The sequence below is a fragment of the Streptomyces sp. NPDC056347 genome (assembly GCF_042262625.1).
Taxonomy (GTDB): domain Bacteria; phylum Actinomycetota; class Actinomycetes; order Streptomycetales; family Streptomycetaceae; genus Streptomyces.
On the sequence record NZ_JBHJQP010000040.1, the window covers coordinates 23,617 to 49,030 of the forward strand.

Here is a 25,414-nt window from a genome sequence, read left to right on the forward strand (position 1 = left end):
ATCGGCGGGGGGATGATGGAGACGTCCGCGGACGCGGTACGGGACCGTCGGCAGAGCCGGGAGAGGGAGCTGAGGGACAGGTGGACGGCAAGACCCTCCCGGGCGCGCCGGGGTACGACGGGCTCCCGTTCGCGGACAGCGCGGCCGGGGCGCTGCTGGACGCGGACGGGATGGTCGTCGGCTGGACGCCCGCGGCGGCGGAGCTGTTCGCGCTGACGGCCGAGGAGGTCTGCGGCCGTCCCGCCGTGGAACTCCTCGCGGACCCGGCCTCCCGTCCCCTGACGCCCGAGGGCCACCGCGGCGCCGCCTGGTCCGGCGAGGCCGTGGTGCGCACCGGCCGGGGCGAGGACATGAACGTCGTCTTCCACGCCCTGCCGCTCGCGGACACCGGCACCAAAACCGACGGCGCGGGCCGGTACTTCGTGCTCTGGGCCCCGGTGGGGACGGTGGACCGGTGGCGGCAGGACCAGGCCTTCACCCGGGAGCTCTTCCTCCAGGACCGGCTGGGGCTCGCCGTGTTCGACGCGGAGCTGCGGCTGGTCAGGACCAACACCCATCTGCTGCCGTACACCGGCCTCCTGCCGGACCTGCGCGGCCACCGCCTCGGGGACTTCCTGGAGCCCGAGGGCGCGGCGGCGGTCGAGGAGCAGCTGCGCGAGGTGCTGCGCACGGGGCGTCCGCTGATCCTCGCGAAGGAGACCGTGCGGACCATCGAGGACCCGGGCGGCGGGGCGGTGATGGGCGTCTCCGCCTTCCGGCTCCAGGCACCGGACGGGGAGGTCTTCGGGGTCACCGCGCTGTTCACGGACGTCACCGAGCAGCGTCGCTCCGACGAACGCCTGGCGATCCTGCACCGGGCCACCGCGGCCGTCGGCGGTTCGCTGTCGGTCGCGGGGACCGGCGAGGAACTGGCCGATGTGCTGGTGCCCGAGCTGGCCGATCTCGCGGTGGTGGAGATCGCCGAGGCGGTGTTCACGGGCGAGGAGCCGGTCCCGGGCGAGGACGGGCTGCTGCCGCTGCTGCGGACGGCGGTGGCCGGAGCGGACCCCGGGGGAAAGACGCCGCGAGGGGCACCGGACGGTGCGGCGGTACGGGCCGACCCGCGCTGCGCCCCGGTGGTGGACCACTCCTCGGCCTCCATGACCGCCCCGCTGCGGGCCCGGGGCAGCTTCCTGGGGCGGGTGACGGTACGGCGCGGCCCCGGGCGGTCCGGCTACACCCTGGCCGATCTGGACCTGCTGGGCGAGATCGCCGCGCGCGCCGCCCTCGCCGTGGACAACGCCCGCCGCTACACCCGGGAGCACCGGGCCGCCGTGGGCCTCCAGCGCAGCCTGCTGCCGCCCGCGCAGGCGGAGACCGTCGCCGTGACCACGTCCGGTTTCTATCTGCCCGCCGACACCGCGACCGGCATCGGCGGCGACTGGTTCGACGTGATCCCGCTGTCCTCCGCCCGGGTCGCCCTGGTCGCCGGGGACGTGGTCGGGCACGGCCTGGGGGCGACCGCCACCATGGGGCGGCTCCGTACCGCCGTGCGCACCCTCGCCGATCTGGACCTGGAGCCGGACGAGCTGATGGTCCACCTCGACGACCTGGTCTCCCAGCTCCGCGACGAGCCGGACGACGGGAGCGTGCAGCCCGCTTCGCTCACCCGTACGGAGGAGAGCGGGGCGGGAAATGGTCACCGGGCCGCCGATCCGGTCGGCGCCACCTGTCTGTACGCGGTCTACGACCCGGTCTCCCGGCGCTGTGCGATGGTCTCCGCCGGGCATCCGCCGCCCGCCGTCGCCGCCCCGGACGGCACCGTCTCCTACGTGCCGCTGAACCCGGGGCCGCCGCTGGGCGTCAGCGGTCTCCCGTTCGAGGTGACCGAGATCGAGCTGGCGCCCGGCAGTCTGCTCGCGCTGTACACCGACGGGCTGATCGAGGGCCGCGACAGCGACCTCGACGCGGGCATGGCCGAGCTGCGCCGCCGTCTCTCCCGCCCCGGCGTCACCACCGCACCGCTGCGGGAACTCGGCCGGGAGATCGTCGCCGCCCGTCCCCCGCACCAGCTCGCCGACGACGTCACGCTGCTGCTCGCCCGTACCCACGCGGTGCCGTCCGAGGACACCGCGGTCTGGCCGGTGGACGCCGACCCGGTCGCCGTCGCCCGGGTCCGGCAGGACGCCGCCCGTCAACTGCGGGACTGGGGGCTGGAGGAACTGGTCTTCACCACCGAGCTGGTCCTCAGTGAACTGGTCACCAACGCCATCCGGCACGCGGGCGGCCCGGTCGAGGTGCGGCTGATCCGCGCGAAGCAGCTGACCTGCGAGGTCTCCGACCCCAGCGCCACCCAGCCGCGGATGCGCCGGGCCCTGCTCACCGACGAGGGAGGGCGCGGCCTGTATCTGGTCGCCCAGCTCACCACCCGCTGGGGCAGCCGCTACACCCGGCACGGCAAGACGATCTGGGCCGAGCAGCCGATCCCGGACGCCTGAGTCCTGCGGGGAGTGCGCACCCCCTTGAGGGCTCCGCCGTCACCATGCTAGAAAACGCTTACTACGGCGCCGTCCACGCACGCACCCACTCCTCCCCCCGGAGTTCCGATGACATCTGCCTGGTCCCGTCGCGCCCTCCTCGCCACCGGCGGTGGCGCGGCGCTCGCCCTCGGCCTGCCGTCCCCCGCCTCTGCCGACACCTCTCTCGCGAGGGCCACCGCGGCCTTCGCCGGCTCCGTGACCGCCGACGGCGACGACGCGTTCGCCGCGCTGCGCGCGAAGTGGCGCGAGCTGTACCTGGGCAGCGGCTTCAGCCCGACCGCCGAGCCGTTCAGATCCAAGCTCGCCGAACTGGGCGCCCAGGCCGCCGCCCACCGCGCCGCCATGGCGCCCGCGACCGGCTCGCTCTGGCCGGATCTGGTCTACCTGGACCCCGACCCGGACACCGACACCGAGTCCTTCGGCTTCTCCGCCAACATGAACACCGGCTACAACCGGCTGCGCACCATGGCGGAGGCGTACGTCCAGCCCGGCACCGGCCTCACCGGCGACACCGCCCTGCGCGACGCGGTCGTCACCGGCCTCGACCACCTCCACGCCGACGTCTTCAACCCGGCCACCGCCCGCTACGGGAACTGGTGGAACTGGCAGATCGGCGCGCCCCAGGCCCTGATGGACACCTGCGTCCTGCTCCACGACGAGCTGACGGACGCTCAGCGGGCGGCGTACTGCGCGGCGGTCGACCACTTCCTGCCGGACTCGGCCGTCGGCTCCTACACCGGCACCAGCACCGGCGCCAACCGTGTCGACCTGTGCCGGGGGATCATCCTCCGCGGCATCGTCGGCGCGAACGCCGGCAAGATCGCGCTGGCCGTCGCGGCGCTCTCGCCGGTCTTCCCGTACGTCACGAAGGGCGACGGCTTCTACCCGGACGGCTCGTTCGTCCAGCACACCAACATCCCGTACATCGGCGGCTACGGCGCGGTGCTCAACGACGGGCTGGGCCGGCTCTTCGCCCTGCTGCGCGGATCGGCCTGGGAGATCACCGACCCGGGCAGCCGGCAGTTCCTCGACACCATCGAGGCGGCCATCGCCCCGTTCATCCACGACGGGCTGATGATGGACAACGTCTCGGGCCGCGGGATCACCCGCGTCGGCACCAGCGACCACACCCGCGCGCACGGCGTCATGGCCTCCATCGTGCTGCTGGGCCTGGGTGCCGAGCCCGGCGAGAACGCCCGCTGGCGGGCCATGGTCAAGGGCTGGCTGGTCCGCGACCGCTACGCCCCCGCGCTCGCGGACGGTTCGCTGAGCCTGGTCAACACCGCGCGCCTGCAGGCCCTCCTCGACGACGCGAGCGTCACCGCCGCCCCCGAGCCGTCCGCGCACCGCGTCTTCCACCACATGGACCGGGTCACCCACCGCCGCCGCGGCTGGGGCGCCGGGCTCTCCATGGCCTCGGCGCGGATCGCCCACTACGAGTTCGGCAACGGGGAGAACAAGCGCGGCTGGCACACCGGGGCGGGCTGGCTCCAGTGGTGGGGCTCGGAGACGAACCAGGACCAGTACTCCGACGCGTACTGGCCGACCGTCGACCCGTACCGGCTGCCCGGCACCACCGTCTCCCGGAAGAAGATGGCCGACGGGCAGGGCGGCGCCTGGGCCAACCCGGTGCCGGACACGAAGTGGGTCGGCGGCACCGGCGACGGCGAGTTCGGCACCACCGGCCAGCACCTCCAGGGCCTGGCGAGCACCATGCACGCCCGTAAGTCGTGGTTCTGGCTGGACGACTGCGTGGTGTGCCTCGGCTCCGGCATCACCTCCGCCGACGGCGCGGCCGTGGAGACGGTGATCGACAACCGCTTCCTCGGCGCCGGCGGCACGCGGCGGCTGCTGCTCGACGGCCGGGCCCAGCCCACCGACCAGGGCTGGGCCACCACCCGCACCACGAAGTGGGCCCATGTCGACGGGCACGCCGGATACGTCTTCCCCGGCGGCACCGCCCTGCACGCGCTGCGCGAGGAACGCACCGGCACCTGGCGGGACGTCAACGACGGCGGCACCACCACCCCGCTGACCCGCCGGTACCTGACCCTCTGGCAGGACCACGGCACCGACCCGGTGAACGGCTCCTACGCGTACGTCCTGCTGCCGGGCGCGAGCGCCGAGCGCACCGCCGCCCGCGCCGCGGACACCGGCTGGCTGCGCATCCTCGCCCAGGACGCGGACCGCACCGGCATCCAGGTCCCGTCGCTCGGCTTCACCGGGGTCACCTTCTGGGCGGCGGGCACGGCGGGCCCGGTCACGGTCGACGCGCCGGTCTGCGTACAGATCCGCGAGAAGCGCGACGGCACGGCCACCGTCTGCGTCGCCGACCCGTCCCGCACCGTCACCGGCCTCACGCTGACCTGGCGCCGCCCGGTCAGGTCCGTGCTGTCCCGGCCGGCGAGCGTCGGCGACGTACGCACCGGCTCCTCGCTGACCCTGACGTTCGGCGATCTGAGCGCGAGCGCGGGCGCCACGCACACGGTGCGTGTCCGGCTGAGGTGACGGGAGGCCGGATCACCCGGCAACGGACGGGCCGCCCGGCCGCAGGCCCGCTTCGAGCAGGGCCACCAGCCGGGCGACCCGGTCCCGCTCACCGGTCCGGTCGGGCCCGCCGGTCATGAGCAGATGGTGGAGGGTGCCGACCAGGGCGAGGGCCGCGGCGGCGGTGTCGGCCGCCTCCGCGACCCGGCCGCCCCGGCGCTCCGCGTCCAGGTAGGCGGTGACCGCGTCCTGGACGGTGCCGAAGCCCGGGGCGCCGCCGGCCAGGGCCGCCCGGATCCGGGCGGAGGCCGCGGGGCGGGCGAGCGCCAGCCCGGCGACGGTGGGCCCGGCCGAGGCCAGCAGGGCCAGCGCGACGTCGAGCAGGTTCGCCCCGACGGTGTCCCGCCCCGCCCGGTCCGCCAGCCCTTCGGCATGCCGGGCCACCCGGGCGAACCGGTCCAGCACCAACTCCGCGACGAACTCGTCCAGTCCGTCGAAATGGGCGTGCAGCAGCCCCTTCGCGCAGCCCGCCTCGCCGGTGATCGCCCTGCTCGTCAGGGCCCCCGGCCCCTCGCGCTCCAGCACCCGCTCCGCGGCGGCGAACAGCCGCTCGCGCACGTCCGGAGTCGTCACACCACGCGGGGACATGGGCCCCTCCCTCTCTCCCTGTTTACAGTATGGGCATTTGCCCATACCTTTGCTCCCATCATGAATGGGCACTTGCCCATACTAGGCCGTTTCCATCGGGAGCACCGGATGCGACAGATCGTCAACGAGAGCCAGGACCAGGCGTGGAACGGTTACGAGGGGACGTACTGGGCCGAGAACCAGGACCGTTGGGACGACGTGAACGACGGGTTCAACGAACTCCTGCTCTCCGCCGCCCGGATCGCGGAGCGGGACCGGGTGCTCGACCTCGGCTGCGGGGCGGGCCGCACCACCCGGCTGGCCGCGCGGCGGGCGAGCGGCGGAAGCGCCACGGGGGTGGACCTGTCGGCCCCGATGCTCGCCCGCGCCCGGGAGTCGGCGCGGCGGGAGGGCCTCGGCAACGCGGAGTTCGAGCGGGCCGACATCCAGGTCCATCCGTTCGGGGCCGGTTCGTTCGATGTGGCGGTGAGCCGGTTCGGGGTGATGTTCTTCGCCGACCCGGTGGCCGCGTTCGCCAATGCCGGGCGGGCGCTGCGGCCCGGCGGCCGGCTCGCCTTCGTCTGCTCCGCCGACCCGGGCCGGACCGAGTGGCTCGGCGCGATCCGGGGGCTGGACGGAATCCTGCCGGTCGGCGATCTGGGCGCCCCGGGCGCCCCGGGCATGTTCTCGCTGGCCGAACCATCGGCCCTACGGGAGGTGCTGTCCGGCGCGGGGTACGAGGCCGTCGGCACCGAGCGGGTGGAGGCGTACGGGACCTGGGGCCGGGACGCCGCCGACGCGGCCGCCTTCCTGCTGGGCTCCGGGCCGGGCCGGCATCTGCTGGGCCAGGTCGGCGCGGACGACCGGGAACGCGCCCGGGCCCGGCTCGTCGGCCTCCTGCGGCCGTACGAGCGGGACGGGGCGCTCCGGTTGCGTACCGCGGCCCTGCTGGTCACCGCCCGGCGCCCGGGGTGAGCGCGGGGCGGTGACCTTCGGGCCCCGGGTTTCAGGCCGCCGCCTTGTCGGAGGAGGCGGACGCGGACGCGGGTGACGGTGCGGTGCGCAGCGTCAGCAGGGCGGCGAGGCCACCGGCCACGGCGAGGACCGCGGCCCCGACGAAGGCGGCGGAGAAGCCGTCGGTGAGGGCCACCGGGTCACCGAGCTCCCGGGAGCCGTTCGCGGCGGCGATCGCGGTCATCGCGGCGAGGCCGAGCGCGGAGCCGACCTGGTAGCTGGTGTTGACGATCCCCGAGGCGAGGCCGCCCTCCTCCGGCCGGGCGCTGGACAGCGCGGTGCCGAGCGACGGGATGAACGCCAGGGACATGCCCACCGCCGAGAGCAGCGAGGCGGGCAGCACGTCGACCAGGAAGCTGCCGTCCGGGCGGGCCAGCGAGAGCCAGAACATGCCCGCGCCGAGCGCCAGCAGGCCCAGGACGATCAGCGGCTTGGGTCCGAAGCGGGAGATGAGCCGCGGGGCCAGGACGATCATCATGATCATGATGGCGACGGTCATCGGCAGCAGCGCGGCGCCGGAGGCGAAGGCGCCCAGGCCCAGGACCTGCTGGAGATAGAGGTTGAGGAAGAACCACATCGGAATCCAGGCGGCGGCCATCAGCAGCTGGGCGATGTTGGCCCCGGCCAGGTTGGGCGCCCGCCAGATCCCCGGGCGCATCAGCGGTTCGCGCCGCTTGGACTGGATCACGACGAAGGCGGCGATCAGGACCACCCCGGCGAGCAGGACCAGCCAGGTCTCGCCGGAGCCCCAGCCGGTCTCGGGCGCCCGGACGATGGCGTAGACGGCGGCGGCCAGGCCCGCCGTGACGGTGACCGCGCCGGCCAGGTCGATCGAGCCGCGCCGCCCCGCGCCCGCGGGCATGACGGCGGGCGTGGCGATCAGGACGATCAGCGCGACGGGGATGTTGATGTAGAAGACCCAGGGCCAGCTGAGGTACTGGGTGATGACGCCGCCGAGGAAGACCCCGGCGGTGCCGCCGGCCGGGGCGGCCGCGCCGTACAGGGCGAAGGCCTTGCCGAGCTCCTTGGGGCGCGAGCCGAACAGCGTCATCAGCAGGGTGAGCGCGGACGGTGCGATGAGTGCGGCACCCACGCCCTGGAGGGCGCGGCCGGTCAGCTCGACCCAGACCTCGCCCGCGAGGCCGGCGGCCAGCGAGCCCGCGGCGAGGACGACCCATCCGGCGCTGAACAGGCGGCGGGCGCCGAGGAGGTCCGAGAGGCGTCCGCCGAGCAGCAGCAGTCCGCCGAAGGCGACGACGTAGGCATTGAACACCCACGACAGGTTCTCCTGGGAGAAGCCCAGGTCGGACTGCATCTTGGGCAGGGCCACCCCGATGATCGAGGTGTCCATGATGACCATGAACTGGGCCAGGGCGATCAGGGCGAGCGCGGACCATCTCCGCGCATCGGCGGGCGCTTTCGACGCGCCGGACGCGCCGGACGCGTTTCGTGCGGTTGATGCGGACATCGCAGAACAACTCCTATACCGGAGGGGGGTATCGACGCGAAGGAATATACCCCCTAGGGGTATCGATGGCCACCCCTTGGGCTCCCGAGTGCGACTGGCGCGATCCGACCGGCACCGCATGCCCTCCGGATCTCCGTCCGGTAGCTTCCACCGGCGAGTTGACGGAGCGTCGGCCATGGGACACGGCCCGGCGAACCGCATGAATCCCCGTGGAACGGAGCAGGTCATGACGGAGACGTACCGCGCGGTGGAGTTCTCGGAGTACGGAGAGCCCGAAGTGCTGCGCGTGGTGGAACGCGCGCTGCCCGCCCCCGGACCCGGACAGGTGCTGCTCGCGGTCCGTGCCGCCGGAGTGAATCCGCTGGACTGGCAGCTGCGCAGCGGGGCCGTCGCCGGGATGATGCCGGTGGAGTTCCCGTTCGTACCCGGCGGCGACGTGGCGGGGGTCGTCGCGGCCACCGGCCCGGACGTGACCGGACTCGCCGAGGGTGACGAGGTGTTCGGCTCGATCGGCTCCGGCGGCTACGCCGAGTTCGCCCTGGCCCCGGCGGCGCGACTGGCCCGCAGGCCCGCGGGGGTGCCCTGGGAGGTCGCGGCCGGACTCCCGGTGGCCGTCAACACGGCGTACCAGGTGCTGACCGACCTCGGCCTGGAGCCCGGGGAGACCCTGGTGGTGGACGGGGCGGCCGGTGGCGTGGGGTCCGTGGCCGTACAGATCGCCCGGCACCTCGGCGCGACCGTGATCGGCACGGCGAGCGAGCGCAACCACGCGTATCTGCGCTCGCTCGGCGCCGAGGCCGTGACGTACGGCGAGGGCCTCGCCGAACGGGTGCGCGCCATTGCGGCGAAGGGGGTGGACGCGGCGTTCGACGCCGCCGGAAAGGGCTCGCTGCCCGCACTCGTCGAGCTGGCCGGCGGACCGGAACGCGTGGTCACCATCGCCGACCACCGGGCGGCGGAGCACGGTGTGCGCTTCGCCTTCGCCGGTCCCGAACGGGTCCGCGAGCGCCTCGACCGGGCGGCGGAGCTGGTGACGGCCGGTGCGCTCGCCCTGACCGTGGCCCGGACGTACCCCCTGACCGGTGCGGCCGACGCCCACCGGGAGAGCGCGGCGGGCCATGTGCGCGGCAAACTGATCATCGTCCCGGCCTGAAAGCCGCCCAACTGGCCTTTCCCGCAAGGGATGAGAGAGGATGCACGCGACATCGGTACGTCTCGGCGCGCCCCGCGCGTACCGCGCGCACGTCTTCGGCCTGGAGGAATCGGTGGCAGTCCAGCGGATCACGTCCCGCAACGCCCGTTTCCAGCAGTTGCAGACACTCCTCGGCAACCGCACCAAGCGGGGACGGGCCAAGGAGTTCCTGGTCCAGGGCGTCCGCCCGATCACCATGGCCGTGGAGCACGGCTGGACCGTGCGCTCCCTGATCCACGACGCCGACCGCCCGCCCTCCCGGTGGGCCGAGGACCTGTTGCGCCGGGTCGGCGCCGAACGCATCGCGATGGCCCCGCAGTTGCTCGCCGAGCTGAGCGAGAAGGGCGACGGGGCCGCGGAGTTGCTGGCGGTGGTCGGGATGGAGCCGGACAGTCTGGCGCGGATCACGGTCCACGAGGACTTCCTCGGCCTGCTCTTCGACCGGCCGACGCAGCCCGGCAACATCGGCAGCATCGTGCGTTCGGCCGACGCGATGGGCGCCGACGGCCTGATCGTCACGGGGCACGCCGCGGACCCGTACGACCCGAAGTCGGTACGGGCCTCCACGGGTTCCCTCTTCTCCGTGCCCGTGGTGCGCAGCCCCTCGCACCGCGAGGTCATGGAGTGGCTGGACGGGGAGCGCGCCCTGGGCCGCCCGGTGGCCGTCGTCGGCACGGACGAGAACGGCGACGCCGGGATCTCCGAATTCGACCTGACCCAGCCGGTCCTGCTGCTGATCGGCAACGAGACGGCGGGCCTCAGCACGGCCTGGCGCGGGCTCTGCGACCATGTGGTCAGCATCCCGATGACCGGTTCCGCCAGCTCGTTGAACGCGTCGAACGCCGCGACCGTCGTCCTCTACGAAGCCCGCCGCCAGCGCCTCGCACGCGCCGGCCGCGCCCCGCTCGCCTCGGCCGTCCCGGCCCCGCGTTCGTAGCCCGGGAGCCGGCGCCCGGTGGCTGCTTGCCGGCCGGCGCCGTGAACCGCCGGGCTCACCGGCCGAAGCTCCGGTACCACCGGATCTCCCCGTCCTGCCGTACGCGGGTGGGCGCGAGCCCGGCGGCAGCGGCGACACCGGCGGACGCCCGGTGCTCCGGATGGACATGGGCGATGACGGTGTGCACCGACTGCCGGCCGAGCCAGTCGACGAGCCCCCGGGCCGCCTCGCCCGCGATGCCCCTGCCCTGCCACGGGGTCCCCACCACCCAGGCGACCTCGGCGACGGTCCCGTGCCCGGAGGCGGAGACCGTCGCCTGGACCGTGCCCGTCGGACAGGACTCGTCACGGAGCCGGATCACCCAGTTCAGCCAGGTAACGGCCGGATCGGGAGAGCCCGCGGTCAGCCGCCGGTAGCGCGACCGCAGGGCCTCCGGGCTCTCCGGCGCCCCGCCGATGAACGTGTGCAGGTCCGGATCGGACAGCACCGGGGCCATCTCCTCGGCGTGCCCGACGCGCAACGGCACCAGGTCGAGCCGCTCCGTACGGATGCCCCGGGCCACGAGAACGCCCACGCCGCACCCCCCCCATTGGCCTGTCGATGTCCTGCGGTCCGTCCGACGGAACGGTACGCCTCATGGAACGATACGCCTCACGCGCCGAAGGCGGCGGACACGGTCCGGTCCGCCGGACCGAGCACCGCCCGCACAACCTGGCCGAGGTCGCACCGGTGGGCACCAAGAACGGCGAGTCGCCGGGACAGTGGCGCGACGACGCGGCGACAGAGGTCGGGCGAGAGCTTCGGCGCGAAGTTCCCCTGCACTGACTGTTCCAGCAGAGGCCCCATCACCTCAGGGCCGGTCGGTCTCCAGCGTGCGCACCATCACCGCGTACACGGGAGAGTCGTCCGAAGGCTTGGCCTCGTCCCGCTTCTCGTAGCCCCACTCCTCGTAGAGCGCCTGCACCTTGGGATGGGTGGAGTCGACGAGGAGCGTCACGAAGTCGACGTCTGACGAACGAATCAGCTCGTCATGGATCTGCCGTGCCCGGCCGGTACCCTGCCACCGGGGCGTCACCATCAGCTCGGACAGTGCAAAGATCCGGCCGCGCACATCCCTGGGCCGACCCGTTCCCTTCCACCATCCGCCCGGTTTGAAATTCGAACCGTACGCGTACCCGACCGGACCGCCGTTCTCCCACCCCGAGACGCACCGCCAGTCCTCGCGTCCCGACCACAGGTCGACAAAATGCGAGAACCTTTCGCGCGAGTGGAACGGGTCGGGATCGTGCGCGTACACCTCGTCATGAATGTCCAGGAGAAGGGACCGGACGTCTCGTGCGTCGCTGTGCGCGTACCACTTCAGGTCCATCGGCGTGACTCCTCGATCCAGTTCACGACCTCGGGCGCCTTCGCCCCCGTGGCCTCGATGACTTGGCGCGTTCTGGCAAGGGTGTTCATCGTGCGCTGGGACCCGGACACGGGCGGCAGCATGGCGTAGACCTTTCGGCCGGTCGCGCACGCCAATTCCACCTCCCCCTGTCTTGCCTGGCACAGCGAGAGATGCGCCGTGTAGAGGGCAGCATCACGGACCATGTCGCCAGGAATGGCGGCAAGAGTACGATGCAGGCAGGATTCGGCGCGTTCGTGCTCCCCGAGCGCCGTCCAGACGTACGACGACAGGGCGGCGAACTCGGCCGGGCCGTAGAATGCGATCCACGCCGACGACCGCTCACGCCTGGCCCGCCCAAAGGCCTTCTCCGCGAGGTCCAAGGCCCGCAATGACTCCACGGGCTGATGCAGCCTGGCCAAGGCGTTGGCCTGCCGCATGTGCCCCAGCGATGCATGCAACGGGTCGCGCCGTGCCACCGACGAGCGCTTCATCACCTCCGCACCGGCCGCCGCCTCGGCGTGGTTCTCCCGCTGGCTTGAGGCGAGCATCAGATGATCCCAGACCCGGTACATGGCCTCGCTGTCGCGCGCGAGGCCCGCAAGGGTGAGGGCCGTATCCAGGTGGGCGCGGGCGCGCTGCGGAGCGCTTGCGTCAATGGCCGCGAAGGCCGCCAGGCACCTGGCGTTGGACGCAAGTCGGTACATCCGGCGCCGAACACGGCCGGAGGCACCGTCGCCCACGAGCGAGGACTGGACACGAGCCGCGAGCTCGGCGGCCTGGTTCTCGACCCGCCGCGCTCCGCCGAGCCGGTCACCGCGCAGCAGTTCGGTGTACTCCTGGTGAAACCGATCGGCGTCGGGCTGTCCCAATCGCGAGGCGCCGGCCGCGGCAGAGGCGGCGACGACGGTTCCGGTCGCCGCAACAAGGAAGGTTCGGCGATGCACTGGGCCCTCCGCTTGTGCGGCAGTACGTGGGGGGTCGAACCCTAGAGCCGACACAGGACACCCGAACACCGCTTCCAGCGCGGCGCAGGTGCGACCGATCGGCCTGCGGGTGCTCCCATTGAGCAGATTCCGCACCGTCCGCGCGGACACATCGCCCGGCTTACCCCCGAGTGCTTCGAGTGCGACGTTCATCCGACGCGCCAACTCGTCCTGCGTGACGCCAAGTCCATCCATCCGGCTCTTGAGGATGACGTTCGCTTCCATGCCACCGAACGTAGCCGCGCCCGTACTGGCCGAACCAGCCGTCGGGTAATGCGGACGCAAAGTCTTCCGGTTGGCTGCGGGCAGGCCGGGGGCAACCCTTCCTGTACGCCGCCGTCGCAGGGTCGTTGACTGGTCATGCGCCTCCGGCAGGCCAAAGGACCTTCGGGAGGCCCCCAGAAGCACCAGGTCACGCCGCGTCCCTCCGACTACGGCTTCCTGCTGCCCGATCAGAGAGGAGCAGTCGCGTGACAACGCCCGAACCGCCCCGCACGCGCCCTGGCACCGGCGGCCGCACCCATGCACCCCCAGAACCCCGCCCGGGTGCGCCGAGCCGGGCCCTGGGAGTACGGGCGGCCGACGGCTGGGAGAGGTTCATGTGCCGCGTCGAGGCCCGGCAGGAGCCGGAGGAGTGAACCCGGTCGGTTCCGACGGCTACGAGCGTCACCCGCTCCTGGACACGCATGTCCGTGACATCGCCTCACGCGGGGAGGGTGTGCTCGTCGCCGTCACGCACGAGCTCCACAGCCACGGCACGGTCCGCATCGCGCACATCCGGCCCGCGTCCGGAGTCGAGTGGACGACCGCGGCCGACAACGTCCAGGCCGCTCGCCCCTGAGTAGCCGCCCGCAGATCGCCGTCCGCGCCCCCTGGCGCAGACGGATTCCCGCACCACACCCTTCAGCCCAAGGAGTCTCATGACCGCCTCTGCCTCCCTCCCCTCCCCCACACGGCCGTGGGGTGCGGGCCGGCTCGCGCCCTACCCGACGGTCATCCGTCGCCCCCACGCCACAGTCGCCATCGACCCCAGGACGCAGCTCGGGGTGTTCCGCGACCGCGCCGGGCAGGTGGTCGAGATGGGCAAACACGGCACCAGCTCCGGCACCGAGACCTCCACGACGACGAACTCGGACTCCCGGAACGACCAGGGTCACGATCAGGACAGCACGCAGGACTGATGGCCATGACCGAAGAGAGGCCGGTCCTGGTGGCCACCGAGGCGGACGACATCACCGCCGACATGGTGATCACCGAACTCAACCGGCGCGATGTGACGGTGGTCCGGTTCAACCCCGCCGACATCGGCGAAAACCTCACGGTCTCGGCTCGGTTCGGCACCTGCCCGGCCCCGGTGGTCGGGCAGGTGCGCACCCCGTCGAGAACCGCTGATGTGACCCAGGTCCGTTCGGTGTACTGGCGCCGCCCGGAATGGCCCACGTTTCCCCACCTGTCCGCTGACGACTCCCGGTTCGCGGCGGCGCAGGTCCGCTACGGACTCGGTGGCATCCTCTACGCCCTCGGCGGCCCGCTCTGGGTCAACCACCCCCTTCACGTTGCCGCAGCCGACTACAAACCCGCGCAGCTCGTTCTCGCCCAGCAACTCGGCTTCACCATCCCGCCCACTCTTGTCACCAACGACCCGGACGAGGCCCGCGAGTTCGTCCACGCTCAGGGTCAGGCAGTCTTCAAGACACTGCGATGGACCCCCTGCACGCGTGGCAGCGTGCCGGTGACGGGATGGGCTGCCCCCGTCGCCCCCGACGAGATCGACGACAGCGTTCGGGTCACGCCGCACCTGTTCCAGGCCCGCGTGGACAAGGTCGCCGACGTTCGCGTACTGATCGTGGGTCGGCACACGTTCGCCGTACGCATCGACTCCGACCTCCTGGACTGGCGCAAGGACTACAGTGCCCTGACCTACACCGTGGAGCACCTTCCCGTCCGGGTGGACAGGGCACTGCACGCCTACCTGGACCGACTGGATCTGGTGTCGGGAAGCTTCGACCTCGCGGTGGACCGGGCGGGGGACTACTGGTGGCTGGAGCTGAATCCCAATGGACAGTGGGGGTGGCTGGAGTCGGAGACCGGCCTCCCGATGTCCGCCGCCTTCGCCGACCTGCTCGTGGAAGGAGACCACCGATGACCGACCCTGCATCCGAGCGGCGCCGTCTGGCGGCGGTGCTCACGGACATGGGCGTTCTGACATCGCCCTGGCTCCGCAGGGCCGTCGAAGCCGTCCCTCGCGAGGAGTTCCTCCGCCCCGGAGTCTTCCTGGACGAGGGGCGGACCTGGCGGCCCGTCACCGCGCTCGGCACGGCCTCGGACGAGTGGCTGAAGACCGCGTACAGCGTCGACACCCTCACCACTCAACTCGACGGCCACCTCACCGCCGACCAGCTCTGCGGGTCCGTCGCAGGCGTGCCCACCTCGTCCTCGACCGACCCCGCCACGGTCGTCAGCATGATCGAGGCACTGGACCTCACGGCGGGACACCGAGTCCTGGAGATCGGCACGGGCACCGGTTACTCCACGGCCCTGATGTGCCACTGCCTCGGTGAGGACAACGTCACCACGGTCGAGGTCGACCCGCAGGTGGCAGCACGCGCCGATGCCGCTCTGGAAACCGTCGGCTATTCGACGTGGACGGTGACGGGCGACGGACTCCTCGGCCATCCGCGCCGGGCGCCGTACGACCGGGTCATCGCCACGTGCGCGGTCCGCCGCATCCCGTACACGTGGGTCCGGCAGACCAGGCCCGGTGGAATCGTCCTCGCCACGGTCGGCTCCTGGCCCTGGGGAACCGGTCTCGCGAAAGTCACCGTCGGCGAGAACGGCACGGCCGAGGGCGCCGTCATCGGGCGGTCTTCCTTCATGCAGGCGCGGGCCCAGGCGGTGACTCCCGTGGCGGGCGACCTCTCCGCGCGGACGGCGTACGCGGACAGCGAGCGGGCCGCGCTGGTATCTCCCCTCGTCCTGGAGGAGTGGATGCCCGCTTTCCTCGCGCAGCTCGCGGCGCCGGCTGCGCAGCTCGTTCGTGCCTCCCGCGGCGACGGCTCTCCCCTGCGGTACCTGTTCGATCCGGAGCGGGAGTCGTTCGCGGAGTTCATCGCCGACGGCGACAGCTGGACCGTCCGCCAGGGCGGCCCCGTGGCGCTGTGGGACGGCATCGAACGCTCCCTCGTCGCCTGGCGGGACGCCGGAGCACCGGGCATCGAAACCGTTCGGCTCCGTGTGACGGGCGGGTCCCATCTGTACGAGATCGGCCGGAACCCCTCGCTACGCTGGGAACACCGGCTCGGTTGAGTCGCCGTCCTCGCCAGGAGCGGCCCGCTCCTTCATGAAGAAAGGCCTCCGGCCTGCGTGTTCGCCGGCTGGAAGCCCTGGGTGGCAGACGAGTCAGGCTGTACGCCGGGTTCTGTCGCCCGGTCGCCTCGCGGCGGCCGGGGAGACGGCCATCCATCTAGGACCGGCATTGCTGCCGGTCTCGTGCGGTCTACCCGCGGACTCGGGCGGGCCGCCCTCGATCATCCGCGCAGGGCCGTCGTACGACGGCCCCTCTTGACCTTGCTCCGGGTGGGGTTTACCTAGCCGCCTGAGTCACCTCAGGCGCTGGTGGTCTCTTACACCACCGTTTCACCCTTACCGAGGACCGAGGTCCCCGGCGGTCTGTTTTCTGTGGCACTGTCCCGCGGGTCGCCCCGGGTGGCCGTTAGCCATCACCCTGCCCTGTGGAGCCCGGACGTTCCTCGGGGAGATCCGAGGATCCCCACGCGGCCGTCCGCCTGGCTCGTCTGCCGTGCCGACCATGGTACCCGGCCGGGGGCGGCCGGGAGTCCGGGGTCCGGAGGCCTGGTGCACGGTTGACCTTGTCGCGACGTCAGGGTTTCTACTGGCCGTATGCGTATCGGAGAGATGGCCGCGCTCGTCGGGGTCACCACGCGGACCGTCCGGCACTACCACCGCATCGGGCTGCTGCCCGAACCCGCGCGCCGGGCCAACGGGTACCGCGTCTACGGTGCGGCGGACGCCGTGGCGCTGGCCCGGGTGCGGCGGCTCACGGAGCTGGGGCTCGGGCTGGACGAGGTGCGGGAGACGCTCGCCGGTTCGGCGGGGCACGAGCTGATGGAGCTGCTGGCCGGGCTGGACGCTGACCTGGCCCGGCAGGAGGAGGCGATCCGGGAGCGGCGGCGCCGGCTGGCGCGGCTGCTGGAGGGGCCGGTCCCCGACGGGGAGCCGGTGTCCCCGGCCCTCGCCGAGCTGCTGGGGACGGGGCCGGTGACGGGTTCGCCCATGGCGGCCAGGGATCGCGAGCACCTGATGCTGCTGGACACCGCGGGGGCGGGCGGGGAGCTGCATGCCGCGTTGGCGCCGCTGGGCGAGGACCCGGCCGTGCACGCGCTGTACGAGCGGCTGGACGCGCTGGAAGGGGCCGCCGTGGACGATCCCCGGATCGGGCCGCTCGCCGCCGAGATGGCGGCCGCCGTACCGGACGCGGTGCTGGCGGTGATCCCCTCGGCCGAGCCCCTCCTGACCGGCCTGGGCGAGGTGCTGCTCGACGACTACGCGCCCGCCCAGGCCGAGACGGTGCGCCGGGTGATGGCGGCCCTCGCCCTGCGGAGGGCGTCGTGAGGGGGCGGCTGCGACTGCTGGCCGGGCACGAGATGCGCGCACTGCACAGCCTCTGGCTGTGGGTACGGGGGCGACGGCACGCGGTGCCCGACGGCGCCCTGGCGGTCGCGTACACCGGGCCGCAGACCGCGATGATGTACGGGCTGCTGTTCGTCTCCGTGGTCGAGACGGTAATGCTAGCTCTGCTGACCCCGTGGCCGGTGGTGCGCGCGATTCTGCTGGTGCTCGATGTGTACGGGGTGGTGTTCGTGCTGTCGACGCATGCCGCGTGTGTGACCCGGCCGCATGTGGTGGGCGCCGACGGTGCGCTACGGCTGCGCTACGGCGCCCGGTTCGACCTGCGGATCCCCGCCGGTGCGGTCACCGGGGCGCGGATCGAGCGGCGTTTTCCGGACCTGGGCCCGATGGCGGCCGACGCGGACGGAGTGCTGGATCTGGTGGTGGGCGGGCAGACTTCGGTGACCGTGGAGCTGGCCGGCCCGGTGGAGTTCGTACGGCCGCTGGGGAAGCGGGGGCAGGCGCACTCGGTACGGTTCCACGCGGACGATCCGGCCGCCGTCGTGGCCGCGCTCACCCGGTGGGAGCGGAGCGCATGACGAGTGCCCGTACGCTGGCGCGGGGCCCCGGTCCCGCCCCGTCCCCGTGCGTACGAAGGAGAACCACCGTGCTCGTGCTGTTGCCGCCCTCCGAAGGCAAGGCCGCCTCGGGGCGGGGGGCGCCCCTGAAGCCGGAGTCGCTGTCGCTGCCGGGTCTGGCCGAGGCGCGGGCGGCGGTCCTGGACGAGCTGGTCGGGCTGTGCGCGGCGGACGAGGAGAAGGCCCGCGAGGTACTCGGGCTGAGCGAGGGCCTGCGCGGCGAGGTCGCGAAGAACGCGGAGCTGCGCACGGCCGGTACGCGTCCGGCCGGAGAGGTTTATACGGGGGTGCTGTACGACGCGCTGGACCTGGCCTCCCTGGACGCGGCGGCCAAGCGGCGGGCCGGGAAGTCGCTGCTGGTCTTCTCCGGGCTGTGGGGTGCCGTGCGGGTGGGTGACCGGATTCCGTCGTACCGCTGCTCGATGGGTGTGAAGCTGCCGGGGCTGGGCGCGCTGGGGGCGTACTGGCGCGGGCCGATGGAGCGGGTGATGCCGGAGGCGGCCGGGGACGGGCTCGTTCTGGACCTGCGGTCCTCCGCGTACGCCGCCGCCTGGAAGCCGAAGGGGGAGACGGCCGGGCGCACGGCGAGCGTGCGGGTCCTGCACTCCCAGATGGTGGACGGGGTCGAGAAGCGTTCGGTGGTCAGCCACTTCAACAAGGCGACGAAGGGGCGGCTGGTACGCGACCTGCTGGTCTCCGGCGCGCGCCCGAAGCGTCCCGCGGAGCTGGTGGAGACCCTGCGCGAGCTCGGGTACGTGGTGGAGGCCGAGGCTCCGGCGCGGGCCGGGCGGGTGTGGTCGATCGATGTCGTGGTGACGGAGATCCACTGAGCCCCGGGGCGACGAACCACAGGCCTCACGCGTTGCACTCCGTGCAACTCTCGTTGCGTACGACGCTGTCGGCGCGGCAGGATGATGCCATGACCTCCTTCTCCGTGCTGGACCTCGCCCCCGTCGTGCCCGTCGTCGTCCTCAAGGATGCCGCCGACGCGGTGCCGCTCGCCCGGGCCCTGGTCGCGGGCGGGCTGCCGGTCATCGAGGTGACCCTGCGGACCCCCGCGGCCCTGGACGCGATCGGGGCGATCGCGGCGGAGGTGCCGGACGCGCTGGTCGGGGCGGGCACGGTGATCACCGTCGGCCATGTCGCCGACACCCTGGCGGCGGGGGCGCGGTTCCTGGTGAGTCCGGGGTGGACGGAGCGGCTGCTGGGCGCAATGCGGGAGTCGGGGCTGCCGTTCCTGCCGGGCGTCTCGACGACGTCCGAGGTGGTCGCGCTGCTGGAGCACGGGGTCACGGACATGAAATTCTTCCCGGCCGAGGCCGCGGGGGGCACGGCGTACCTGAAGTCGCTGGCCTCGCCGCTGCCGCAGGCCCGGTTCTGCCCGACCGGGGGCATCACGGCCGCCTCCGCGCCGTCCTATCTGGAGCTGCCCAACGTCGGCTGTGTGGGCGGGAGTTGGATGGTCCCCACGGACGCGGTCGAGGCGAGGGACTGGGCGCGGGTGGAGCGGCTGGCGCGCGAGGCGGCGGGGCTGCGGGGCTGAGCGCCACCTCGCCCCGCCGCCCGGATCACCTCAGGTGCGAGGTGTCGTTGACCAGCCGGACCGAGGCGTTGCCGTCCGCGTAGTACGCCACCGCCGAGACCGAGGCCGCCGAGAGCTCCATCCGGAACATGGCTTCCGGCGGGGCGCCGAGCGCCAGCCGGACCAGGGTCTTGATCGGTGTGACATGGGTGACCAGGAGGACCGTGCGGCCCGCGTAGCGGGCGGTGAGGCGGTCGCGGGCGGCGGCCACCCGGCGGGCGACCTCGGCGAAGCTCTCGCCGCCGCCGGTGGGAGCGGCCTTCGCGGAGGCGAGCCAGGCGTCCAGGTCGGGGCCGTAACGCTCGCGCACCTCGCCGAAGGTCAGCCCCTCCCAGGCTCCGAAGTCCGTCTCGCGCAGGCCTTCCTCGATCCCGACCTCCAGGCCGAGCCGGGCCGCGACCGCCGCGGCCGTCTCGCGGCAGCGGCGCAGCGGGGAGCTGACGATCGCCTCGACGGTGCCCCGGGCGGCCAGCGACCGGGCGATCCGCTCGGCCTGGTCGCGGCCGGTCGCGGAGAGCTCGGGGTCGCTGCCGCCGCTGCCGGAGAACCGCTTCTCGGGGGTGAGCGCCGTCTCGCCGTGCCGGAGCAGGACGAAGGTGGCGGGCGCGCCGAGGTCGGGCGCCGCACCCCAGCCGACCTGAGGGGTGGCGGAGGCGGTGGCGGCCTCCGGGGCGGCCGGGGCCTGCTTGCGGGAGGCCAGTGCGGCACGGGCCTTCGCCGCGCCCGCCGCCGCGTCGCCGGGCGGGCCGGCCGGGGGCGGCGGTCCACCGGCCCGCGACGTGTCGAGGGCCGCCGTCGAGGCGGACGGCCGCCACTGCTCGCCGCGCCTGCCCGCGTCCATCGCCTCGTTGGCGAGCCGGTCGGCGTGCTTGTTCTTCTCGCGCGGGATCCACTCGTACGTGACGGCGGAGCGCGGCAGGATCGCGGCGGCCCGTGCCGCGAGCGGCTTCATGTCGGGGTGCTTGATCTTCCAGCGGCCCGACATCTGCTCCACGACGAGCTTGGAGTCCATCCGGACCCGCACCTGGACCGCGCCGTCCGCCGAGGCGTCCGGCACCAGTGCCTTCACCGCTTCCAGGCCCGCGACGAGGCCCCGGTACTCGGCGACGTTGTTCGTCGCGACGCCGATGTACTCGGCGGCCTCGGCCAGGGTCTCCCCCGTCACCGGGTCGATGACGACGGCTCCGTAACCGGCGGGGCCCGGGTTGCCCCGGGAGCCGCCGTCGGCCTCGACGACGAACGGGCGCGGCCGGTCCATTACAGTCCCGACTCCGCCGTACGGACCAGGATGCGGCGGCAGTTCTCGCAGCGCAGGACGGTGTCCGGGGAGGCGGCCTTGACCTCGTTGATCTCGGTGATGTTCAGCTCCAGGCGGCAGCCCTCGCAGCGGCGCTGGTAGAGGCGGGCGGCGCCCACCCCGCCCTGCTGCCCGCGGAGCTTGTCGTACAGCTTCAGCAGGTCGGCGGGGACGGACGCGGCGACGACCTCGCGCTCCTTGGTGACGGAGGCGGCCTCGTCGTCGAGCTCCTTGGTCGCGGCGTCGCGGCGGGCGGCCACGACGTCGGTCTTGGCCTGGACGGCGGAGACCCGGTCGGACAGCTCGGTGACGCGCTCCTGGGCGGACTCGCGGCGCTCCATCACTTCGAGGACGACGTCCTCCAGGTCGCCCTGGCGCTTGGCCAGCGAGGCGATCTCGCGCTGGAGGCTCTCCAGGTCCTTCGGCGAGGTGACCGCGCCGGAGTCGAGGCGCTGCTGGTCGCGGGCGGCGCGCTGGCGCACCTGGTCGACGTCCTGCTCCGCCTTGGTCTGCTCGCGGGCGGTGTCGCTCTCCTCGGTCTGCGAGGCGACCAGCAGGTCGCGCAGCTGCGCGAGGTCGCTGGTGAGCGAGTCGATCTCGGCGTGCTCGGGCAGCGACTTGCGGCGGTGGGCGAGCTGCGACAGGCGTACGTCGAGGGCCTGGACGTCGAGGAGTCGGATCTGGTCGGCGGGCGCGGCGTTCAGTTGGGGGCTCCAGAAGAGTGGTGGGTGGTGGTCCAGGGGTCGGTGACCTGCTTCGAGACATGGACCCTCAGGTCCCATCCGTGGCGGTCGGAGATCGCGTCGAGCTGCGCGGCGGCCTGTTCGCACCAGGGCCATTCGGTGGCCCAGTGGGCGGCGTCGACCAGGCCGAGCGGGGATTGCTGGACGGCTTCGGAGGCCGGGTGGTGGCGCAGGTCCGCGGTGAGGAAGGCGTCGACGCCCGCGGCGCGCACCGCGTCGAAGAGGCTGTCGCCGGAGCCGCCGCTGACGGCGACCCGGCGCACCGTCGCCGAGGGGTCCCCGGCGAGCCGGATGCCCTGCGCGGTGGCGGGCAGCCGGGCGGCGGCGCGGTCGGCGAACCCGGCCAGCGTCTCGGGGTGGTCGAGCACGCAGATCCGGCCGAGGCCGCGGCGGCCCTTCGGGTCGGTGGGGTCCGGTACGAGCGGGCCCTCGACGCGCAGGTCGAGCGCGCCGGCCAGGGCGTCGGAGACGCCGGGGTCGGCGGTGTCGGCGTTGGTGTGAGCGACGTGCAGCGCGATGTCGTGCTTGATGAGGGTGTGCACGACCCGGCCCTTGAAGGTGTCGGCGGCGACCGTCGTCGTACCCCGCAGATAGAGCGGGTGGTGGGTGACGATCAGCTGGGCGCCGAGCGAGATCGCCTCCTCGGCGATCGCGTGGACGGGGTCGACGGCGAGGAGTACGCGATCGACGTCCGCGTCGGGGTCTCCGCAGACCGTACCGACCGCGTCCCAGCTTTCGGCCCGCTCGGGCGGCCAGAGAGCGTCGAGCTCGGCGAGGACATCAGACAGACGGGGCACAGGCAGAAGGCTACCTGCCCGCCGTGCCCCGCCGCCCATGGCTGTGGCCGGTCCGCGCGGACCGGCCACAGGCTGTTCGGTGTCCGTCACTTCACGAAGCCGGCCGCGTCGCGGGACCGGCACCCGCTCCACGGGGTCGGCCGCCCCGCACCATGGGGGCGACGCCCGCTCCACGGGACCGGCACCCGCTCCACGGGGTCGGCCGCCCCGGGAGGCCGGGCGCTTCGCGCGGCGGGGCCGCTCCGGGAGGCCGGGGCGCCTCGCGGGGCGGGGCCGCTCCGCGAGGCAGGGGCGCTTCGCGGGGCCGGCTACTTGACGAGGTCGGCGCGGAGGTCGTCGAGGACCAGGTTCGCGGCCGTGACGCCGAGGCCCAGGTACCAGGTCTCGTCGGGAACGTCCTTGGCCCGGCCCTCCTTGACGGCCTTCAGGTTCTTCCACAGCGGGTTGGCCTGGGTGGTGTCGCGCTTGGTGGCCTTCACGTCGCCGTAGACGCCGGTGAAGATCCAGTCGGCGTCGGCCTCGTCGATCTTCTCCGGGCTGATCTCGGCCGCGAGGTCGTCGATCTGCTGGTTCTTCGGCCGGGGCAGGCCGACGTCCTGGAGGATGGTGCCGATGAAGGACGCCTTCGCGTAGAGGCGGATGCGGTCGGGCATGTAGCGGACCATGGAGACGGTCGGCTTGTCCGGGCCGATGTCCTCGCCGAGCTTCTCGGCCTTGGCCCGGTAGTCCGCCAGCTCGCTCTTCGCCTTCTCGGTCCGGTCCAGCGCCGCGGCGTTGAGGAGGTAGTTCTCCTTCCAGGTGAAGCCCGGGCGGATGGAGAACACGGTGGGCGCGATCTTGGAGAGCGCGTCGTACTTGTCGGCGGCGCGCAGCTGACTGCCGAGGATCAGGTCGGGCTTCAGGTTGGCGATCGCCTCGAGGTTGAGGTTGTTGATCGTGCCGACGTTCTTCGGGTCGCCCGCTTCCTTCTTCAGGTACGAGGGGATCGCCGCGTCGCCCTCGGAGGGGGCGTAGCCGACCGGCTTCACGCCCAGCGAGACGACGTTGTCGAACTCGCCGACGTCCAGCACGACGACGCGCTTGGGGGCGGACTTGATCTCCGTCTTGCCCATGGCGTGGGTGAGGGTGCGGGGGAACTGCCCGGCCTTGGCGTCCGTCCCGTACTCCGCCGTCTTCTTCGCCGCGTCGCCGAAGTCCTTGCCGCCGGTGGCGACGGCCGCCTTCTTGTCGCCGCCGTCCGACTTGGCCGAGCCGCCCGAGCCCCCGTCGTCGCTGCCGCAGGCCGAGAGGGTGAGGGCGGCGGCCACCGCCAGGCCGACTGCGGCGGTGCCGCGGCGACGAAGGGACATCACGTGCTCCAGTCGAAGATCACACAGACAATGCTTAGGAGTGCCTAACCTTACTGACCCGATCCGGGCGCAGCACAACCGCCCCCGTCACCTCAGGCGAATCCCGTCATTGCCACCCTTATGCGTGAAGTGGCGAGTCGCGCGTTGTTCGGCTGGAAGTGCGATAACTACCTTCGGTTGCCGGAGGTGACCTTTCGATGACTCTCTGTGCCGCCGAGAACGAGACCTCGGCGGATCCTGGAGCGGCGGGGCGGCCGTACGCACCCGCGTTCACGATCGCCGCGGACGGCTCGTACGCGGCCCGGCTGGCACTCGCGGACGCGGCGGGAGCGGCCGGTGCGGACGACGGGAACGGCGCGGGCGGTACGGGCGAGGGGGCCTGGTTCGTGGAGCGCTGGACGCTCGACGGGCCCGAGCCCTACGCCGTGCCGCTCCCCCTCGGCCAGCCGGAGGAGCCGGACTCCGAGGTGCTGCCGCTGGCCGACGGCCGGGTGCTGATCCGGCGCCGGGTCGCGGACCGGCACGCGGTGTCGCTGCTCTACCCGACCGGCCCGGGGACGGGCGAGCTGCCGCTCGGCACCGTCGCCTGCGCGGAGCTGCGCCTGCTGCCGCCGACGCCGGACGGGACGTGCGCGTACGCCCTGTCGGCCGGGACGTACAGCACGTCCGTGTGGCGGGTGGCGGGCGGTGCCTTCGGGCCGGAGCGGGTGGCGCGGGTGCCGGGGCGGTGCTCCGGCGGCGTCTGGCTGGACCGGGCGGGCCGGATGCTGGCCCTGGACCGGGAGATGCCGGGCGGGGGCCCGGTCAAGGCGGTCGCCGTGGATCTGGAACGGGGTGGTGAGGTGAGCCCGCTGCTCCAGATCGCGCCGGAGAGCAACGACCGGCTGCTGCTGGCCGATCCGGACAGCGGGCTGCTGCTGATCCGCTCGGACGCGCCGGGCCACGACCGGCTCGGCTGGGGGGTGCTCGGCAGCTGCCTGCCGGTGCGCTTCCCGGAGTGCCTGCGGCTGCCCGATGCGGCGGTGACGCCGTTCGCCGTGCAGCCGGGGCAGATGCTGATGCCGGAGAACTGCGCGGTGGCGCTGCGGGTGGACGGGGCGTCGGGCGGCTGGATCGGGGTGTGGCGTCCGGCGGGGCGCCGGCTGCATCCGTTCGCCGCCCCCGAGGGCTGGCAGGCCGGCCGCGGGGTGTGGACCCGGGACGGGCTGCTGCGGCTGCCGTACGCGGACGGGGACACGGCCTGCGGGGTGGCGCTGCTGCGGGCCCCGGCGGACGACGGCCCCGCCGCCCGGCAGCTCGTGACGGCCCGCGGCGCAAGCGGTACGGAGGGCTCCGCCGCCGCCGCGCCGCTGCCCGTGTGCAAGCCGGTTCCTCTGGGTCAGGCGCCTCTGACGGGGCGGGCGTTGCCTGGTTAAAATCTGGGCCGGGCCGATCCGAGCACGAGGCCCTGCGCAGCCGTACCCGGAGGTCGTTCAGGCGGCCGACCGGGGCGCGGTGTGGCGTGATCGGCCCAGGTGACCACACGCAAGCGATCACAACGGGGTGACTTCCCACATGTCTGAAGCCCGAACCGACACGACCCAGCCGCGTCCCTCGGACGCGGAGCGGGCCGAAGCCGGCGGCTACGGAAAGCACCGAGGGGGTGAGTCGAGGGACGACGCGTCGGCACAGCCGCACGGCCGCCACCGCCGCCCCTCCGAGGGGGACGGCCGGGCGGCCTGACCGCGCGGCGAGAGCAAGAAGGTAACGGGTGGGCCCCGGC

Annotated in this window: 24 protein-coding genes and 1 other RNA gene; 15 read left to right on the forward strand and 10 right to left on the reverse strand. The window is 73.1% G+C overall.

Annotated elements, in window-relative coordinates; all coding sequences use genetic code 11:
• The first annotated feature begins 80 nt into the window (after positions 1 to 80).
• Together ACFCV8_RS12370 and ACFCV8_RS12375 are read left to right on the forward strand one after the other, a co-directional pair.
• The gene (locus ACFCV8_RS12370; RefSeq protein WP_376685250.1) at positions 81 to 2,477 is read left to right on the forward strand and encodes a SpoIIE family protein phosphatase; all 2,397 of its coding nucleotides are present in this window, start codon (positions 81 to 83) and stop codon (positions 2,475 to 2,477) included.
• Positions 2,478 to 2,585: 108 nt separating this feature from the next.
• Positions 2,586 to 5,027 (forward strand): polysaccharide lyase 8 family protein, encoded by a 2,442-nt coding sequence (locus ACFCV8_RS12375; protein ID WP_376685251.1) that lies wholly within the window; start codon positions 2,586 to 2,588, stop codon positions 5,025 to 5,027.
• Between the two features lie 12 nt (positions 5,028 to 5,039).
• On the opposite strand, the gene ACFCV8_RS12380 is transcribed toward ACFCV8_RS12375, so the two are convergent.
• On the reverse strand, positions 5,040 to 5,654 hold the full coding sequence (locus tag ACFCV8_RS12380) for a TetR family transcriptional regulator (RefSeq protein WP_376685252.1): 615 nt from the start codon (positions 5,652 to 5,654) through the stop codon (positions 5,040 to 5,042).
• Between the two features lie 108 nt (positions 5,655 to 5,762).
• On the opposite strand from ACFCV8_RS12380, the gene ACFCV8_RS12385 reads away from it, so the two are divergent.
• Positions 5,763 to 6,608, forward strand: a complete 846-nt coding sequence (locus ACFCV8_RS12385; RefSeq protein WP_376685253.1) for a class I SAM-dependent methyltransferase — start codon at positions 5,763 to 5,765, stop codon at positions 6,606 to 6,608.
• A 31-nt stretch (positions 6,609 to 6,639) separates the two neighbouring features.
• Here the strand turns inward: ACFCV8_RS12385 and ACFCV8_RS12390 are convergent, their stop codons facing one another.
• Entirely contained in the window at positions 6,640 to 8,115 is a 1,476-nt protein-coding gene (locus ACFCV8_RS12390) for an MFS transporter (protein WP_376685254.1), read from the reverse strand.
• Between the two features lie 226 nt (positions 8,116 to 8,341).
• On the opposite strand from ACFCV8_RS12390, the gene ACFCV8_RS12395 reads away from it, so the two are divergent.
• Together ACFCV8_RS12395 and ACFCV8_RS12400 are read left to right on the forward strand one after the other, a co-directional pair.
• Positions 8,342 to 9,268, forward strand: a complete 927-nt coding sequence (locus tag ACFCV8_RS12395; protein WP_376685255.1) for an NADP-dependent oxidoreductase — start codon at positions 8,342 to 8,344, stop codon at positions 9,266 to 9,268.
• Between the two features lie 112 nt (positions 9,269 to 9,380).
• Positions 9,381 to 10,244 carry an RNA methyltransferase gene (locus tag ACFCV8_RS12400; protein WP_376685273.1) on the forward strand — a complete coding sequence of 288 codons (864 nt, stop codon included), beginning with the start codon at positions 9,381 to 9,383 and terminating at the stop codon, positions 10,242 to 10,244.
• Between the two features lie 55 nt (positions 10,245 to 10,299).
• Here ACFCV8_RS12400 and ACFCV8_RS12405 read toward each other — a convergent pair whose 3' ends face one another.
• Positions 10,300 to 10,818, reverse strand: coding sequence for a GNAT family N-acetyltransferase (locus tag ACFCV8_RS12405; protein WP_376685256.1), 519 nt, complete (start codon positions 10,816 to 10,818; stop codon positions 10,300 to 10,302).
• A 62-nt stretch (positions 10,819 to 10,880) separates the two neighbouring features.
• On the opposite strand from ACFCV8_RS12405, the gene ACFCV8_RS12410 reads away from it, so the two are divergent.
• Positions 10,881 to 11,069 carry a hypothetical protein gene (locus ACFCV8_RS12410; RefSeq protein WP_376685257.1) on the forward strand — a complete coding sequence of 63 codons (189 nt, stop codon included), beginning with the start codon at positions 10,881 to 10,883 and terminating at the stop codon, positions 11,067 to 11,069.
• 25 nt (positions 11,070 to 11,094) lie between these two features.
• Here the strand turns inward: ACFCV8_RS12410 and ACFCV8_RS12415 are convergent, their stop codons facing one another.
• Complete coding sequence (locus ACFCV8_RS12415) at positions 11,095 to 11,613, reverse strand: GNAT family N-acetyltransferase (protein ID WP_376685258.1); 519 nt, start codon at positions 11,611 to 11,613, stop codon at positions 11,095 to 11,097.
• Positions 11,604 to 12,842: a helix-turn-helix domain-containing protein gene (locus ACFCV8_RS12420; RefSeq protein ID WP_376685259.1), complete on the reverse strand. Its 1,239-nt coding sequence runs from the start codon at positions 12,840 to 12,842 to the stop codon at positions 11,604 to 11,606. The genes ACFCV8_RS12415 and ACFCV8_RS12420 overlap by 10 nt, the downstream gene beginning before the upstream one ends.
• 409 nt (positions 12,843 to 13,251) lie before the next feature.
• On the opposite strand from ACFCV8_RS12420, the gene ACFCV8_RS12425 reads away from it, so the two are divergent.
• From ACFCV8_RS12425 to tgmC, 4 genes are all read left to right on the forward strand, one after another.
• Complete coding sequence (locus ACFCV8_RS12425; RefSeq protein ID WP_376685260.1) at positions 13,252 to 13,458, forward strand: hypothetical protein; 207 nt, start codon at positions 13,252 to 13,254, stop codon at positions 13,456 to 13,458.
• 79 nt (positions 13,459 to 13,537) lie between these two features.
• On the forward strand, positions 13,538 to 13,798 hold the full coding sequence (gene tgmA, locus ACFCV8_RS12430) for a putative ATP-grasp-modified RiPP (protein WP_376685261.1): 261 nt from the start codon (positions 13,538 to 13,540) through the stop codon (positions 13,796 to 13,798).
• Positions 13,799 to 13,803: 5 nt separating this feature from the next.
• Positions 13,804 to 14,763 carry an ATP-grasp ribosomal peptide maturase gene (gene tgmB, locus ACFCV8_RS12435; RefSeq protein WP_376685262.1) on the forward strand — a complete coding sequence of 320 codons (960 nt, stop codon included), beginning with the start codon at positions 13,804 to 13,806 and terminating at the stop codon, positions 14,761 to 14,763.
• Positions 14,760 to 15,923 carry an ATP-grasp peptide maturase system methyltransferase gene (gene tgmC / locus ACFCV8_RS12440; RefSeq protein ID WP_376685263.1) on the forward strand — a complete coding sequence of 388 codons (1,164 nt, stop codon included), beginning with the start codon at positions 14,760 to 14,762 and terminating at the stop codon, positions 15,921 to 15,923. Before tgmB ends, tgmC begins: the two co-directional genes overlap by 4 nt.
• Positions 15,924 to 16,008: 85 nt before the next feature.
• On the opposite strand, the gene rnpB is transcribed toward tgmC, so the two are convergent.
• Positions 16,009 to 16,410, reverse strand: an RNA gene (gene rnpB, locus ACFCV8_RS12445) — RNase P RNA component class A.
• 107 nt (positions 16,411 to 16,517) lie between these two features.
• Between rnpB and ACFCV8_RS12450 the strand changes: the two genes are divergently transcribed.
• The 4 genes from ACFCV8_RS12450 to eda all read left to right on the forward strand — a co-directional run bounded on the left by ACFCV8_RS12450 (position 16,518) and on the right by eda (position 19,427).
• Positions 16,518 to 17,249, forward strand: a complete 732-nt coding sequence (locus tag ACFCV8_RS12450; protein WP_376685264.1) for a MerR family transcriptional regulator — start codon at positions 16,518 to 16,520, stop codon at positions 17,247 to 17,249.
• Positions 17,246 to 17,845 (forward strand): hypothetical protein, encoded by a 600-nt coding sequence (locus ACFCV8_RS12455; RefSeq protein ID WP_376685265.1) that lies wholly within the window; start codon positions 17,246 to 17,248, stop codon positions 17,843 to 17,845. The genes ACFCV8_RS12450 and ACFCV8_RS12455 overlap by 4 nt, the downstream gene beginning before the upstream one ends.
• Before the next feature lie 68 nt (positions 17,846 to 17,913).
• A complete protein-coding gene (gene yaaA / locus ACFCV8_RS12460) occupies positions 17,914 to 18,714 on the forward strand; it encodes a peroxide stress protein YaaA (RefSeq protein ID WP_376685266.1) in 801 nt (266 codons plus the stop codon).
• An 89-nt stretch (positions 18,715 to 18,803) separates the two neighbouring features.
• Entirely contained in the window at positions 18,804 to 19,427 is a 624-nt protein-coding gene (gene eda / locus ACFCV8_RS12465) for a bifunctional 4-hydroxy-2-oxoglutarate aldolase/2-dehydro-3-deoxy-phosphogluconate aldolase (protein WP_376685267.1), read from the forward strand.
• Between the two features lie 25 nt (positions 19,428 to 19,452).
• On the opposite strand, the gene ACFCV8_RS12470 is transcribed toward eda, so the two are convergent.
• The 4 genes from ACFCV8_RS12470 to ACFCV8_RS12485 form a co-directional block, all read right to left on the reverse strand.
• Positions 19,453 to 20,724 carry a bifunctional RNase H/acid phosphatase gene (locus ACFCV8_RS12470; protein ID WP_376685268.1) on the reverse strand — a complete coding sequence of 424 codons (1,272 nt, stop codon included), beginning with the start codon at positions 20,722 to 20,724 and terminating at the stop codon, positions 19,453 to 19,455.
• On the reverse strand, positions 20,724 to 21,467 hold the full coding sequence (locus ACFCV8_RS12475) for a zinc ribbon domain-containing protein (RefSeq protein ID WP_376685274.1): 744 nt from the start codon (positions 21,465 to 21,467) through the stop codon (positions 20,724 to 20,726). The genes ACFCV8_RS12470 and ACFCV8_RS12475 overlap by 1 nt, the downstream gene beginning before the upstream one ends.
• Positions 21,464 to 22,303, reverse strand: coding sequence for a Nif3-like dinuclear metal center hexameric protein (locus ACFCV8_RS12480; protein WP_376685269.1), 840 nt, complete (start codon positions 22,301 to 22,303; stop codon positions 21,464 to 21,466). Before ACFCV8_RS12480 ends, ACFCV8_RS12475 begins: the two co-directional genes overlap by 4 nt.
• A 308-nt stretch (positions 22,304 to 22,611) precedes the next feature.
• On the reverse strand, positions 22,612 to 23,652 hold the full coding sequence (locus ACFCV8_RS12485; protein ID WP_376685270.1) for an ABC transporter substrate-binding protein: 1,041 nt from the start codon (positions 23,650 to 23,652) through the stop codon (positions 22,612 to 22,614).
• Positions 23,653 to 23,849: 197 nt separating this feature from the next.
• Between ACFCV8_RS12485 and ACFCV8_RS12490 the strand changes: the two genes are divergently transcribed.
• On the forward strand, positions 23,850 to 25,067 hold the full coding sequence (locus ACFCV8_RS12490) for a hypothetical protein (protein ID WP_376685271.1): 1,218 nt from the start codon (positions 23,850 to 23,852) through the stop codon (positions 25,065 to 25,067).
• Positions 25,068 to 25,414: the final 347 nt, after the last annotated feature.